The sequence below is a fragment of the Sorangium sp. So ce426 genome (assembly GCF_051475585.1).
GTDB lineage: Bacteria > Myxococcota_A > Polyangia > Polyangiales > Polyangiaceae > Sorangium > Sorangium cellulosum_B.
In genome coordinates, this window is the sequence record NZ_CP150341.1 from 3660898 (window position 1) to 3675393 (window position 14496).

12 protein-coding genes and 1 tRNA gene are annotated in these 14496 nt (G+C 72.2%); 1 reads left to right on the forward strand and 12 read right to left on the reverse strand.

The features are described 5' to 3' along the window. Window positions 1-26 precede the first annotated feature (26 nt). From lipB to WMF44_RS13830, 3 genes are all read right to left on the reverse strand, one after another. On the reverse strand, window positions 27-875 hold the full coding sequence (lipB, locus tag WMF44_RS13820; RefSeq protein ID WP_437299586.1) for a lipoyl(octanoyl) transferase LipB: 849 nt from the start codon (window positions 873-875) through the stop codon (window positions 27-29). Between the two features lie 6 nt (window positions 876-881). Further along, complete coding sequence (locus WMF44_RS13825) at window positions 882-2369, reverse strand: HD domain-containing phosphohydrolase (RefSeq protein ID WP_437299587.1); 1488 nt, start codon at window positions 2367-2369, stop codon at window positions 882-884. 117 nt (window positions 2370-2486) lie between these two features. Beyond that, window positions 2487-4694: a pseudouridine synthase gene (locus tag WMF44_RS13830; protein ID WP_437299588.1), complete on the reverse strand. Its 2208-nt coding sequence runs from the start codon at window positions 4692-4694 to the stop codon at window positions 2487-2489. Window positions 4695-5124: 430 nt separating this feature from the next. Between WMF44_RS13830 and WMF44_RS13835 the strand changes: the two genes are divergently transcribed. Next, on the forward strand, window positions 5125-6834 hold the full coding sequence (locus tag WMF44_RS13835; RefSeq protein WP_437299589.1) for a hypothetical protein: 1710 nt from the start codon (window positions 5125-5127) through the stop codon (window positions 6832-6834). A gap of 25 nt (window positions 6835-6859) precedes the next feature. On the opposite strand, the gene cyaY is transcribed toward WMF44_RS13835, so the two are convergent. The 9 genes from cyaY to WMF44_RS13880 all read right to left on the reverse strand — a co-directional run bounded on the left by cyaY (window position 6860) and on the right by WMF44_RS13880 (window position 14487). Beyond that, window positions 6860-7198, reverse strand: coding sequence for an iron donor protein CyaY (gene cyaY / locus WMF44_RS13840; RefSeq protein ID WP_437299590.1), 339 nt, complete (start codon window positions 7196-7198; stop codon window positions 6860-6862). Between the two features lie 57 nt (window positions 7199-7255). Next, on the reverse strand, window positions 7256-8704 hold the full coding sequence (phnY, locus tag WMF44_RS13845; protein WP_437299591.1) for a phosphonoacetaldehyde dehydrogenase: 1449 nt from the start codon (window positions 8702-8704) through the stop codon (window positions 7256-7258). A 34-nt stretch (window positions 8705-8738) separates the two neighbouring features. Next, window positions 8739-10034 carry a phosphonoacetate hydrolase gene (gene phnA, locus WMF44_RS13850; protein WP_437299592.1) on the reverse strand — a complete coding sequence of 432 codons (1296 nt, stop codon included), beginning with the start codon at window positions 10032-10034 and terminating at the stop codon, window positions 8739-8741. A 100-nt stretch (window positions 10035-10134) separates the two neighbouring features. After that, on the reverse strand, window positions 10135-10416 hold the full coding sequence (locus WMF44_RS13855) for a hypothetical protein (RefSeq protein ID WP_012235184.1): 282 nt from the start codon (window positions 10414-10416) through the stop codon (window positions 10135-10137). A 64-nt stretch (window positions 10417-10480) separates the two neighbouring features. Beyond that, window positions 10481-10554, reverse strand: a tRNA-Arg gene (locus tag WMF44_RS13860). Window positions 10555-10665: 111 nt separating this feature from the next. After that, window positions 10666-11406, reverse strand: a complete 741-nt coding sequence (gene uppS, locus WMF44_RS13865; RefSeq protein WP_437299593.1) for a polyprenyl diphosphate synthase — start codon at window positions 11404-11406, stop codon at window positions 10666-10668. A gap of 286 nt (window positions 11407-11692) precedes the next feature. After that, window positions 11693-13069, reverse strand: a complete 1377-nt coding sequence (locus tag WMF44_RS13870; RefSeq protein ID WP_437299594.1) for a histidine kinase dimerization/phospho-acceptor domain-containing protein — start codon at window positions 13067-13069, stop codon at window positions 11693-11695. A gap of 3 nt (window positions 13070-13072) precedes the next feature. Further along, the gene (locus WMF44_RS13875) at window positions 13073-13774 is read right to left on the reverse strand and encodes a winged helix-turn-helix domain-containing protein (RefSeq protein ID WP_437299595.1); all 702 of its coding nucleotides are present in this window, start codon (window positions 13772-13774) and stop codon (window positions 13073-13075) included. Between the two features lie 128 nt (window positions 13775-13902). Further along, on the reverse strand, window positions 13903-14487 hold the full coding sequence (locus tag WMF44_RS13880; protein WP_437299596.1) for a hypothetical protein: 585 nt from the start codon (window positions 14485-14487) through the stop codon (window positions 13903-13905). Between the last annotated feature and the right edge of the window lie 9 nt (window positions 14488-14496).

Consider the following 14496-nt stretch of genomic DNA (forward strand, 5'->3'; position numbering starts at 1 on the left):
CTCGCCCCGGAGGCCGGCGCGCGCGGCTAGGGCGCGCTCCGGCCCTCGGCGGCGGGGGCGTCCGGGGCGAGGAGCGCGCCCGCGAGATCCGTGACCGCCGACAGATCCTCGACGCAGGCGACGTCGAGCTCGAGCCCGCGGGCGAGCTGCGGCGCGCTGGCGAGGGCGACCTCGGCGACGGTGAGCTTCCGCCCGGTGAGCTGGTGGAGCGACGTCACGCCGTGCTCTCGGATGCCGCAGGGCACGATCAGCTCGAACGCCTTGAGGTCCACCGCGATGTTGAACGCGAAGCCGTGCATCGTGAGCCATCGCGACAGGCGCACGCCGATCGCGCCGAGCTTCGCGATCTCGCGCGCCCACTCGGCGCCGCCCCACGCCTCCGGGGCGGCGCGATCGACCCAGACGCCGATCATGCCGTCGACCACGCCGCCCTCGACGTGGTGCTCGCGCGCGAGCAGGATCATCACCTCCGCGAGCGAGCGCACGTACCTGCGCACGTCGCAGCGGTCCGGCCTGAGATCGAGCAGCGGGTAGCACACGAGCTGGCCGGGGCCGTGGTAGGTGACGTCGCCCCCGCGCCCCGTCGCGACGAGGTCGATGTCGCGCTCGTCCAGCGCGCGGGCGTCGAGGAGCACGTTCTCGGGGTTCGCTCGCGGGCCGAGCGTGATCACGGGATCGTGCTCCAGGAGCAGGATCGTGTCGCCGATCCGCCCCTGCGCGCGCGCCTCGACGAGCTGCTTCTGCAGATCGTGGATCGGGGCATAGCGGCGCCGGCCGATCCACACGGCGCGCGCGCGCCTCGGCCGGGGCGCCTCGACGGCCGTCGCCTGGCCGGTCGCGGGCTGGAGGAGGTCGCGGAGCGAGGTGGTCGGCATGGCTGGCTACTCCGGGACCTTCTCGCCCCGCGCCCGCCGCTCCTCGCGGTAGGCCTCGATGTGCGTCGTGAAGGTGGCCGCGACCTCGGGGTCGAACTGCGAGCCCGAGCACCGCTCGATCTCGGTCACCGCGACCTCGTGGGGGAGCGCGCGGCGGTACGAGCGGTCGCTCGTCATGGCGTCGTACGTGTCGGCCACGGAGATGATGCGCGCGATGATCGGGATCTCGTTGCCCCGCATCCGGAGCGGGTAGCCGCGCCCGTCCCAGCGCTCGTGGTGCAGGTGCACGCCGGGGATGAGCGGATGCAGGAACTTGATCGGGTCGAGGATGTCGCGCCCGTAGGCGGGGTGCCGCTTGAACACCTCGTACTCGTCGTTCGTGAGCTTGCCCGGTTTGTTCAGGTTGAGCACGCACCCGATCTTGCCGATGTCGTGCATGAGCGCGCTCTGCCGGACGATCTCGATCTCGTGCGGGCCGAGGCCGAGCCGCTGCGCCAGCAGCACGGCGTAGACGGCGACCCGATCCGAGTGGCCCGACGTGTAGCGGTCCATCTTGTCGATCGCCTTGGCGAGGCCCTCGATCGTCTGCTGGAACGTCGCCTGGAGATCCTGGTAAAGGCGCGCGTTCTCGATCGCCGCGGCGGCGCGCGAGCCGATGATGCTGAGCAGCTTGCGCTGCCCCTCGTCGAAGCGCCTCGTCCGCGTGAACGACGCGACGGCGAGGAAGCCCATCAGCCGCTTCTGGATGCGGAGCGGCACGGCGACGAGCGACTGGAGCGGGAGCGCCGGCTCCGCCGCGAAGAACCTGAGCCCCTTCATGCCCTGCTCGAGCAGCTGCGCGTCGGGGCGGAAGTGCTCGAGCACGAGCGCGGGGTCGAGCCGCCCGAGGTCGGCGCCCGCCGGCATGGACGGGCCGCGGAGGTGCTGGCGCTCGAAGAAGCCGCCCTCGCCGTCGTCGAGCCAGGTCGAGATGAGATCGCCGCACACCTCGTGGAGGCAGCTGTCCGCGACGGTCTCCAGCACCTGGTCGAGCGAGAGGCTCGCCGCGATGGCCTCGCTCACCTTGTAGAGCGACACCGCCTCGCGCAGCCGGATGTTCTCGGCGGCCATCCGTTGCTTCTCGATCCCGCGCTGGACGACGTGCACCACCTCGTCCAGCTTGAACGGCTTGAGCACGTAGTCGTAGGCGCCGCGCTTCATCGCGTCGATCGCGGTCTCGACGGTGCCGAAGCCTGTCATGATGACCGTGAGCGCGTTCGGCGCCGTCTTGCCGATCTCGTCCAGCAGCGCGATGCCGCCCATCCGCGGCATCTTGAGATCGCTGATCACGAGATCGTAGTGACCCTTCGTGAGCTCGTTCAGCGCGCTGGAGCCGTCCTCCGCAGTGCGGACGTAGTAGCCCTCCATGCCGAGGAAGTCGGCCAGCATGTCGCGGATCACCTTCTCGTCGTCCACGACGAGGATGCGAGGGCGGTCTTCTGGAAACGTGGACATGCGGCCGGTAAGCCTACCAGATCCGCTCGCAGCGCATCGCACCAAGGTGGGCGGGTCGGGCACAGGAGCGGACCCGCCTCGCCGGGGTGGCCGATCCACACGGCGCGCGCGGGCCGCTCAGTCCTCGTCGCCGGTCGAGATGATGGGGTGCCGGATGGTCCGGGGCGACTCGTCCAGATCCGGGACGCGGATCGAGATGGGCCCGGGGCTGCGGATGGAGGGAGGAGGCGCGGACTCCGCGTCCTCGGGGCGGAGCGGGATCATCCTGCTGCTCGGCGCGGGCTCGTCGCTCGCGGTCGTCAGGACGGGCACGGCGCGCTGCTCGCCGAGGGCGTGCTTCTGCTCGAGGAAGCGCAGGACCGAGGGGCCGGTCGAGCGCTCCAGCGCGGAGCGCAGATCGCCGGGCAGCGTCGACTCGATGATCATCTTCACCCCGGTGCGGGGGTGCTCGATCTCGATGCGCACGAGGTGCACGAACGAGCGATCGAGCCCGTGCTTCTCCTCGAAGTACCGGTTCGTGGGCACGTGACCGTAGCGCTCGTCGCCGAGGATCGGGTGCCCGATCGCGGCGAGGTGCCGCCGGATCTGGTGCGTGCGCCCGCCGTCCGGGATGACGCGGAGGATCGAGTGGCCCGACGCGACCGCGAGGCGGCGGTACCGCGTGCGCGCCGTGTACGTGCGCGTCCCTTCGCGGAGATCGCGGGTGATCGCGCCCTTGCCCGGCGTGACGCCCTTGGCCGCGGCGAGGTAGATGAGGCGCCCCGTCTTCGCGAGCGCCTCGCCCCAGCGCGCGGCCGCCTCCTCGCTCCGGGCGAGCATGACCAGGCCGCTCGTGCCCGGATCCAGCGGGTGCACGATGATGGGCGTCGTCGTGCTGCCCGGGATGCGGGCGCACCGGGCGAGCAGCGAGCCGAGGTACTCCGGCTGCATGGCCACCGGCTCGTGGGGGCCCTTCTCGACGACCAGCACGCCGTCGTCGTCGTAGATGACCTTCGGCGCGGGCGGGGGTGTCCGGCGGAGGGCGGCGATCGTCTCGATCTCCTCCGTGAGCGGGATCATGTCGAGCGGCGTGAGCTCCGTCGACGAGTAGCCGAGGCGGCAGAAGTGATCGAGGTCGCGCGCGAGCGTGTCGGGATCACACGAGACGTAGACGAGCAGCGGCGCGCCGAGGCGCGCGATCGCCTCGCGCGCCGTCGGGGAGACGCCGCGGCGCGGCGGGTTGACCACGATGCCGTCGAACTTCTCCGAGCTGTTGACGAGGGAGCCGACGATCTCCGCGACGTCGCCGGTGCGCACCTCCACGCGCTGGCTGAGGCCCTGGGCCTCGGCCGCTGCGCGGGCGTTCGCCGCCGCGGGCGCGAACGACTCGACCATGAGGACCCGGTTGCCGCCCTGCGCGAGGGCGAGCGAGATCGCGCCCGAGCCGCCGTACAGATCGAGGATGCGCGGCGGCTCCTTGCGCCGGGAGGCGGGGCCGAGCGCGGCCTCTCCCTCGATGACGGGCCCGTCGTTCTCGAGCGACGCGATCTCGCGGAGCAGGAGGGCGTGCACGCGCGCGGCCTGCGCGCGGTGCGCCTGCACGAACGAGCCGAACGCGGCGATGTGGTAGGTCTGCCCGATCCGGTCCTCCGCGTGCGCGGTGCCGTCGAGCACGATCGTCTCGGGCCCGAGGATCTGCGGCGCCTCCGCGTCGTGGAAGTTCGCCGCGACGCCGATGACGCGCGGGAGCATCGGGCGGATGGCGCGGCCGGCCTCCCGCAGCTCTTCGCGCGTGCACGCGCGCTCGCGCTGCAGGACGAACGTGACCAGCACGAACGCCGGGTTGTCCTCCGTCGCTCCCACCTCCGCGAAGAGCGGCGTCCCGGGCGCGAGGTGGACCTCGCGCAGATCGAGGGCGCGGAGCACGCCGCCCCTCGCCGGGTCGTACGGGAGGAGCAGCGGCCGGACCTCCGGCGGCGGCGACGCGATCAGCTCGCGCAGCCGCGAGGTGACCGCGGCGAGGGCCGGGGTGAGCACCCGGCAGCCCGGGATGTCGACGACCTCGTGATGTCCCGTGCGGCCGTACAGCCCGATCGCGCCGGAGGGGGCGACGATGAGCTTCGCTCGACCGCGGTAGCCGGTGATCGGATCGGCCGGGATGACCGAGCTCGTCTGGAGCAGCCCGAGCGATGGGTAGTGCGCGGCTGCGGACACGACCCGAGCACGCTTGGTGCCGAGCTGCTCCGCGTAATCCCCCGCGATGAGCGGACAGCCCGCGCACTCGACCGAGTGCGTGCACTCGATCAGCGTGTTCGGGATCTCGCCTGCCTTCAATGTGCGTCGCACGGGCCCGGACAAAACACCGCCGCCCGATCCCTCTGCGCTGGTGCTCTCGCCCAGCCCGTGCGGTCCTTCGATACCTGCGCCGGAAGCCATTCCGGGGGAGCTTACAGGGGCTCTCGGCCAGCGTCGAAGGTGTAAAGCGGAATCCGTCGAGCTTTTCGTCTGCGGCGCTCGGCGCGCCGGGGAGCGCTCTTGGATCCTGACGAGATCCCGCGCTTTCGCCGGGGTCTGCGGTATCTGCCCGGACGGTGGGCGGTCCAGGCCCCGCTCGCTCCGTCGAGCCAGCCGCCAGGGAACGCAGGGGCCAATGTGGGCGATCCCTGGCGCTGCTCCTTACCTCCGGCCGCGCCGTTCGCGACATCCGCGGTCGCAGCGTCGCGGCGCCCGGTCCGTCCCGCGCGCCCCGTGGGGGCGATGGTAGACTGAGCGCCTCTTGCGCCTTCCGATCGCTTCTCTCTTCGGCCTCCTGGCTGTGCTGCTCGCCCCTCCGGTGTTCGCCGGACCCGGCGACAAGGAGGCGAACCAGGGCATGAACGCAGCCAGAGGCGGCTTCTGCAAGCGGGCGATCCCGCTGCTCGAGTCCGCCGAGAGCCAGCGGCATCGCCCGAGCTCGGCGGTTCCGCTCGCCGACTGCTACGTCAAGCAGGGCGAGCTGCTGAAGGCCAGCGACATCTATCACAAGGTCGCGAGCGAGAAGAAGGCGCCCGGCTACAACGCGCGGGATGTCGCGGCCATCACATCGGCCAAGAAGAAGGCAGCTCAGCTCGATGCGCGCATCCCGACGCTCGTCGTCACGCCGGCGGAGCCGTACGAGGGGCTGGTGGTCGAGATCGACGGGGAGGTGATCAGCGAGCCGTCGGCGCCGCACCGGTTCGATCCGGGCGAGGTGCTGGTGATCGTCGCGAGGGCCGAGGGCCACGAGGAGACGTCGCAGAAGATCACGCTGAAGGAGAAGCAGCGGCGCGAGATCAAGCTGCGCCTCAAGCCGAAGCCCGGGGGGAAGAAGCCGCCGGAGAAGCCGGTCGCGAAGAAGCCACCGGAGAAGCCGGCCGCGGAGAAGCCGAGCGCGGAGAAGCCGAGCGCGGAGAAGCCGCCGGAGAAGAAGCCACCGAAGAAGCCGGTCGCGAAGAAGCCGCCGGAGAAGAAGCCACCGAAGAAGCCGGTCGCGAAGAAGCCGCCGGAGAAGAAGCCACCGAAGAAGCCGGTCGCGAAGAAGCCGCCGGAGAAGAAGCCACCGAAGAAGCCGGTCGCGAAGAAGCCGCCGGAGAAGAAGCCGCCTCGCGCCGCCGAGAAGCCGGTCGCGAAGAAGCCGCCTCGCGCCGCCGAGAAGCCGGCCGAGGACACGCCGCGCGTCGCGACGGGCCCCGACGAGAAGCCGAAGCCCGCCGTCGAGATGCCCGAGCCCACGCCGCCCAGTCCGCGCAAGCAGCGCGACGTGTGGCTCGGCGCAGGCTTCCAGGGCTTCTTCATCCCTCAGCTCATGTTCGGGCTCCTCGGGGAAGGGGGGCGGGACGTCCTCGTCCCCGGCGGCGACATCTCGCTGTCCACGCGGCTCGGGCGGCGGTTCGATCTCGTCTTCTCGGTCGCCTACGCGCGCTTCTGGATGGACGAGACGCCGTTCAAGCCGAAGGGACACCCGGACACCGACTACGAGATCGTCGAGAGCGATCTCCAGGCGCTCCAGGCGGGGGTCCGCCTGGTCTGGAACATCCCGCTCGATCGGGACGAGCTGTTCGCCTTCCGCGTCGGGGCCGGCCTTGGCGTGGGCTGGACGTTCATGGGCGATCTCTACCGGACCCAGGCATATCCCGGCGACGCGGTGCCCGGCGACCCGGGCTCCTTCGTGCCGGGGGACCCGTACCGCTATGTGAAATGCCGCGGGCCCAACAACCCGGTCGGGAGCTTCCGGTACTGTAACCAGCTCGACTACGACGCGGATCACTACCCCGGCTATGTCGAGCCGAGCTGGTTCACCCGTCCCAAGGGGCGGCCTCAAGGCCTGCGTCCGCTCGTCTATCCGTGGCTCGTCCTGCCCGAGATCGGGCTCGCGCTTCGCCCGTGGGACCGCGTCGCGTTCGACCTCCGGGTCGGCGCCTCCGTGACGGGCCTCGTCGGAGGGCTCGGCATCCGCTTCGCCCTGTGATGCGCCTCGCCCCGGGACCGCGGGCTCAGCGAGCGAGCTTCACGGCGCGGCCGAGCTTCCGGGACAGCACGGCCTCGAGCGTGCTCCAGAGCTCGTCGCCCGACTTCTGGGCCACCCAGCGGTCCTCGGACGGCCGGTAGTCGAAGTGCCACGCGGCCCGCTCGGCGGCCATCCAGATCTGCCGCGCCGCGCGGTGGCTGTTGACGACGTACTTGATGCCGTCCTCGAACTCCAGGGTGAGGATGCCGCTCTGCAGGTCGGCCTCGACGCCGTCGGGGATCTCGTTGATCGCTCGATCCAGCGCGCGCAGCGACCGATCGGCCACGTCGTCGAACTCTCGCTCCGATAGGGGCTCTCCGCTCATGCCGATCCGCTTACAACGGCGCGCGCCGAGGCGGTACGGGGAAGCGCCGGCGCCCCCTCACTCCCAGGGGACCGTGTAGAGCTTCACGTTGGTCATCGCCTTCATCGCCTCGACGACGCCCTCCTTGATCCCGATGCCGCTGTCCTTGATCCCCCCGAACGGCGACAGCTCGGACCGGTACCCCGGCACCTCGCGCACGTTCACCGTGCCGCAGCGGAGCTCCCGCACGAGCCTGTGGACGCGCCCCAGGTCGTTCGTGCAGACGCCGGCGGAGAGGCCGTAGCTCGTCCCGTTCGCCACCGCGATCGCCTCGTCGATGTCCCTCACCCGCAGGATGGGCGCGTGCGGGCCGAAGGTCTCGTGCTGCACGGACGGGGCGTCCCGGGGGACATGATCCATCACGGTGGGGCCGTACAGGGCCCCGCGGCGCTCGTTCCCGAACAGCAGCCGGGCGCCGCGCGCGATCGTGTCCTCGGCCGCCGCCTCGAGCTGCCGCGCCGCGGCCTCGGAGATCACCGTCCCCATGTCGGTCGCCGGATCGAGCGGATCGCCCACCTTGATCTGCGCCGACGCGGCGGCGAGGCGCCCGGCGAGCTCGTCGGCGACGCGCTCGCTCACGATGAGCCGCTTCACCGCCGTGCAGCGCTGCCCCGAGTTCCTGTAACAGCCGTACGCCGCGAGCCGCACGGCCTCGTCGAGATCCGCGTCGTCGAGCACGATGAGCGGGTCGTTGCCGCCGAGCTCGAGCACCGCGCGCCGGTAGCCGAGCAGGCCGGCGATGCGCTTGCCGATCTCGACCCCGCCGGTGAAGCTCACGAGCTCCACGGCGGGGTGGGTCACGAGCGCGCGCCCGATCTCCGCCGGATCGCCGGTCACGACGCTGAGCATGCCCGGCGGCAGCCCCGACTCGTGCAGCACCGACGCGAGGTAGATCGCGGAGAGGGGCGTCTTCTCCGACGGCTTGAGCACCATGGAGCTGCCGCTCGCGACGCTCGGCGCGACCTTGTGGGCGACCTGGTTGAGCGGGTGGTTGAACGGGGTGATCGCCGTCACCAGGCGGAGCGGCTCGCGCAGCGTGTACCCCCGCCGGGGCTTGCCGTTCGCCGAGATGTCGAACGCGAGGCACTGGCCGTCGTCGCGGAGCGCCTCGTACGCGGAGAAGCGGAGCACGTCGATCGCGCGCCGCACCTCGTAGGCCGTGTCCTTGAGGCAGAGCCCGCTCTCCCACGTGATGAGCCGCGCCACCGCCCCCGCCTGCGCCTCGATGTGCGCCGCGGCGCGGAGCAGGATCTCGCTGCGCTCGTGGCGAGAGAGCCGCGGCGGGCCGGAGGACGCGCTCGCGAGCGCCTCCAGCACCGCCCCCTCGTCGAGCCTCGGCACGCTGCCGATCACCTCGCCCGTGAACGGGTAGCGCACGAGGATGACCTCGTCCCGGTTCACCGGCCTTCCCCCGATCAGGCACGGAAAATGGAACGCTGGTCGATCGATTGAGAGCATCGAGCCCATCGCTGTCCCCCCTTCAGGCGCTCGATCGTCGGCGCTAGGCCATGGCGGTCGAGAGTCGGTTGAGCACCAGATCGAAGACGTCCGCGTTCGACAGCGCGCTCGGCCGGCCGCGCGCGGCGTCCGCGTCCGCCTCGGCGGCTTCCGCGCCGAGGAGCCAGGCGCGCTCTCCGGGCCGGAGCGGGTGGCTCGCGAGGATCGGCACCTCCGCCTCGTGCAGGCCGCCGTGGGACCTGAGCCCGCGCTGCACGGCGGAGAGGTCGTGGTAGGCCGCGCTCTTGCCGAGCACCGTGCTCCGATCGCCGAGGATCACGAGGTCGCCGATCCGATCCGGCGGCAGCGCGAAGCGCCGCGCTGCCTCCTCCCGGGTCAGGACGACCTCCACGCCCGGGAGCCGCCCGAGGACCTGCGCGGCGCGCGCGCCGTCGTCCGGCGCGCCGAGGTACACGGTCGCGTACGACCCGAGCGCGCCGTGGTGCACGACGTACGGGTCGGTGATCGGCAGGAGCACGCGGAAGCCCGAGAGGCCGGCCTCGCGCAGCGCGTCGTCCAGGTAGCGCACGTTCGGCGAGCCGTCCTGCGAGGTCTTGTCGTTCATGCCGTGATCCGCGGTGATGCCGCAGACGAAGCCGGCGTCGAGGTACTCGCCGAAGAGGGCGTCGAAGCGGGCGTAGAACCGATCGGACATCGGCCCGCGCGGCGGCTCCTTGTGCTGCACGTAGTCGGTCAGCGACACGTAGAGCAGCGTGGCCGAGAGCCGCTCGTGCAGCGCGAGGCCCATCTCCATGGCGTAGTGGGAGATGTCCCAGTCGTAGATCGACGGGTTCTCGCGGCCGACCGCGGCGGTGATCGAGCCGATCCCGTGCTCCGGGATGGCCTGCTCGTGCGCCTTCTCGGCTGACAGCGAGATCGGGCGAGGACCCCCCTCGCGGCAGGCGCCGAGGAGCGCGCGGAGCTTGTCCTTGGCCGTGACGCAGAGGGTCCTGACGCCCGCCTGCTCCATCTTCTCGAAGAGCGTCGGGACGCGCAGAAAGCGTGGATCGTTCATCGGCACCTCCTCCCCCGTGGCGGCGTCGAGGTAATAGTTGCCCGAGATGCCGTGCACGCGCGCCGGCTGGCCGGTGACGATCGACACGTTGTTCGGGTTCGTGAAGCTCGGGACCTGGCCTCGGCCGCGCACGTACAGGCCGCCGGCGGCGAGCGTGCCCGCGAGCCGCGGCATCAGCCCGTCCGCGAGCGCCTGGTCGAGGTACTCCGGCGCGCACCCGTCGACGCAGAACACCACCGTCTTGCGCGCGGGCAGCGCATAGCGCCGATCGCCGAGTTCGATCATGCCGAACGCTGACACGCAGCGCGCGGGCCGAGAAGGGCCGTCGCTGCGCCGCCACGGGCGCTCCTCCGCCTCGAACGGCGGGCAGGGGAGCGGCGGTGCGTCAGTAACCCGGCCAGGGATCGGCCGGCTTCGGAGGCGCCGGGACCGGCCGCTTGAAGCACATCACGCCGGCGTCGAGCGCCACGAGCTCCCAGCCACCCTCGCCCCGCGCCTTCGCGATGGCACGCGCCTCGTCCACGCCGTGCGCCTGCTCGCAGTCCTGCTCCCACCGCGGCGCGGGGACGCTCGGCGTGAGCCCCTGGGCGCGCACTCGCCCCGCCGCGAGCGCGACGGCCGCGCCCAGCACCAGACCGCCCAGCACGAGCACGACCCTCTTATCCATGGCGTCAGGGACATGGTGGTCCGCGCTGGGCAGGACCGTCAAGCGACGCACCGAGGACGTTCGGCACGCCCGGCAGGATTCGAACCTGCGACCCGCGGCTTAGAAGGCCGCTGCTCTATCCAGCTGAGCTACGGGCGCTTGGACGACAAGCGCATCTCTCGTACTGCATCGCGGACGCGGAATCGAGCGTTACGAGCGTTACGAGCGTCGCCAGCGCCGTGGGCGCGGGGAGCGCCCGGCGACGTCCGCTCAGGTCGACGCGGCCAGGCGGCGGACCTGCTCGCCGGTCCGGCCGTAACGCCGCTGTCGCCGGCTGTAGGTCGCGACCGCCTCGTCGAAGGTCGCCTCGGTGAAATCGGGCCAGAGCGTGTCGGTGAAGAACAGCTCCGCGTACGCGGCCTCGAAGAGCAGGAAGTCGCTGAGGCGCTTCTCTCCGCCGGTGCGGATGATGAGATCGGGATCCGGCATCGAGCTGGTCGTCAGGAAGTTCCGGAGCGACTTCTCGTTGATCTCCTCCGGGATGACCAGCCCGGCCCGCGCGCGGACCGCGAGCGCGCGCATCGCGTTCGCCATGTCGCGGCGACCGCCGTAGCTCAGCGCGAGCGCCAGGGTCATCTCGGTGCCCCCGGCGGTGTCCTCCACGAGCTTCTCCATCGCGCGCCGCGTCGGCGTCGGGATGTCCTCGAGATCGCCGACCACCTGAACCGCGATCCCTCGACGGATCAGCTCGTCGTGCTCCCCCTCGGCGAACTCCTGGCAGATGCGCATCAGCGCGTCGATCTCGTCCTTGGGCCTCGACCAGTTCGCCACGCTGAACGCGTAGAGCGTGAGGTACGGGATGCCGCGGTCGCGGCAGGCGCGCACCGAGAGGCGCACGGCCTTCGCCCCGTGCTGGTGCCCCTGCATGCGGGGGAGCCCCCGCGCCGCCGCCCAGCGGCCATTGCCATCGAGGATGATCGCGACGTGCTTGGGGAGATTGCTGGACGTCATGGGCTTTCCTGGGTGGGGACGACGAGAGACTCTGCGCCGAGCATGGGCGCGGCGGGGGGGCCGACGGTGATGCGATTGTGGAGGTTCTGTGGAGGATGGCGCGGGAGAGCTCAAGGCGCTCTGTCCGCTGACGGGTGCGCGAGCGCTCCAGCCCGCTCGCCCGACGACCACCGCGGCGCCTTCGCACCACCGATCCGGCGCGCTGTCAAACCGAGGAAACCTCCCGGAAACCAAGAGGGCCGCCGGGGAGGGGCGGCGTGGCGAGAGAGCTCACCCTTTCACAGGATCAGGCCCCCGGCAGCGAGAGCTTGAACTCGACCTCGGGCGGCCCGCGGTGGGTGCACTCGGCCGAGCCGCTGTGGGCCTCGGCGATCGCCTTGACGATCGCGAGGCCCAGGCCGGTGCCGCCCCGGTCGGCGCGGGTCGTCACGAAGCGGCGGAAGAGGCGGCCCGCGACGTGCCGCCCGATCTCGCCGCGGTTGCGGATCGAGATCGCGACCTGTCCGCCCACGCGAGACACGGCGATCTGGACGGGGGCCGCGGCGTCGCCGTGCGTGCGCGCGTTGTCGAGCAGGTTGTCGAGGGCGCGCGACAGCCACTGCTCGTCGCCGCGCACCGTCGCCGAGCTCGGCGCGTCGAGCTCGACGCGGCTGCCGCGCTCTCGCGCCCGCGCCGCGGCGGCCTCTGCGATCGCGACAAGGTCGACCACGGCGGCGTGCTCCACGCCGCGCGCCTCGAGGCGCGCGAGCGACAGCAGCTCCCCGAGGAGCGCCTCGATGCGCGTGGTCGCCTCGCGGATGCGCGCGACGAAGCGGGCGGCCTCCTCGGCGTCGTCGAGCGCGCCCTCGGAGAGCACCTCGGCGCTCGCGCGGATCGCGGCGACGGGGTTCTTGAGCTCGTGCGAGAGATCCGCGGCGAACGTCTCGACGAAGGGGCGGCCCTCGATCTGGCGCCGCATCGAGTCGATGGCGCGCGTCAGCCGCTGGACCTCGCGGCCCTGCGCCGGCGGCGTCGCCGCGCGCACCTCGCCCTCGCTCACGCGCACCGCGAACTCGGTGAGCGCCTCGATCGGCGTCGCGATGGTGCGGCCGATCAGGAACGACGAGATCGCCGCCGCGGCGCCGAGCACCGTGCTGAGCACGAGGATCGGCGGGGCGAAGTCGGCGACCATCCGCTGCACCACGATGGTCGGCTTCACGACCTGCACGCTGCCGACGCGCTGGCCGCGGACCTGGATGGGCGCGGTCACGAAGACGGTCCCTGGCTCGCCCGGCGAGGCGCCGCGCGCCCGGAGCACGCGGCCCTCGGGATCGAGCAGCGCGATGCTCTGGGCGGTCGGGCCCTCGGCCTCGCCGTCGAGCGCGCGCACCGCCGCGAGATCGACGCCGCGCACCTCCATCTCCATCGCGGCCACGGCGGCGAACGCGGCCGCCTCGTCGCGCGCGCTGCCCTCGGCGAGCAGCGTCGCGCGCGCCTCGATGCGATCGATGACGAGCAGCCCGAGCCCGAACGCGAACGCGCCGACGATGCCGCCGAGCGCGATGAAGATCTGCATCCGGATGCTCATCCCCGCCGTGCGGGCGCGGACGAGGCGGGAGGCGAACAGCGCGACGAGCAGGATGAGCGAGACCGCCGCCGCCGCGGTGACGACGAGGCGCAGCACGCGTCAACCGCCGCCTTCCGCGGGGCCCGGCTTGTCCGCGACGCGGTAGCCGACGCCGCGCACCGTCTCGATGAGGTCGGCGTCGCCGCCGGCCTCGACGACCTTCTTCCGGAGCCCCTTCACGTGCGAGTCGATGGTCCGGTCGGTGATCGCGAACCCGTCGCCCCAGACGCGATCGATGAGCTGCGCGCGCGTGAAGACCCTTCCCGGCGCCGCCAGCATGCAGGCGAGCAGATCGAACTCGACGCGGGTGAGGTCGACCTTCTGGCCGCTCACGTACGCGCGCCGCGTGGCTTCGTCGACCACGAGCGGCAGCGGCGCCGGCGCGCCGGCCAACGGCGAGGGCCGCGCGGCGCGGCGCAGGACGGCCCGCACCCGCGCCACGATCTCCCGGGGGGAGAACGGCTTGGTCACGTAGTCGTCGGCGCCGGTCTCGAGCGCGGCGACGCGGTCGGCCTCGCTGTCGCGGCTCGACAGGACGATGATCGCGGCGCGCGCCGCGCTCCGCCGGGCCTGCCCGATCAGGTCGAAGCCGCTGCCGTCGGGGAGCATGAGATCGAGGATGATGAGGTCGGCCTTGTCGATCTCCCGCTCCGCGGCCGCGAGCGTGGTGGCGACGGTGGCCGCGAACCCGTCGCGGCGCAGGAAGTAGGCGATCGACTCGGCGATGGCCGGCTCATCCTCGACGACCAGGACCTTGGCCATGGCCTCTGAGCCTAGAACGGCGCGGCGGACGCGTCGACAGGGCTGGTCGGCGGGGCTGGTCGGCGGGCCTGGCCGGCCCCGCCCCCGCGGGGGCTCGCGGGCGTCGCGATCGCCGCGTTCGTTCGCGCTCAGGCGTGCGGGATCGCCGCGCTGACGAGCTCGCGTACGACGCCGAGCAGCCGCTCGTAGTGCTCCGGGATGGGCTGCAGGCCGGCGCAGTGGACCACGAGGCCGCCAGGGCGGAGCTCGAGGTGCCCCTGGAAACCGCGGCGGGCGAGGAGCTTGCGCAGCCGCGGGTGGAACGCGCCTGCGGCCTCGCGCTGGGAGGCGGCGAAGGTCGTCACGTGGGCGTCCCAGAGCGCATCGTCGAGGGTGACCCGGGGTGGGGGAGCGCTCTCGATGAAGGCGACGCGCGTCAGGAAATGCTCGCCGACGCGCATCGAGGCGCGGCGCTGGAGCGCCGGGTGCGCCGCGAAGCCGAGCAGCGTCCGCTCGAGGGGCTCGGCTTCGCCCTCGGCATACCAGGGCTCGGCGATCACCGCGTGCCCGGGGTTCGCCGTCCACGTGCACGCGGAGAGGTACGCGGAGGGCGGCGCGATCGTGTCGTAGGGCTCCCAGCGGCGGAACCAGGTCTCGTCGGGGCGCGCGGTGAAGGCGAGGCCGCGCCGGGCAGCCCACGCCGCGATGTGCTCGGATCCCAGCGAAGGCGGCATGGATGTCGA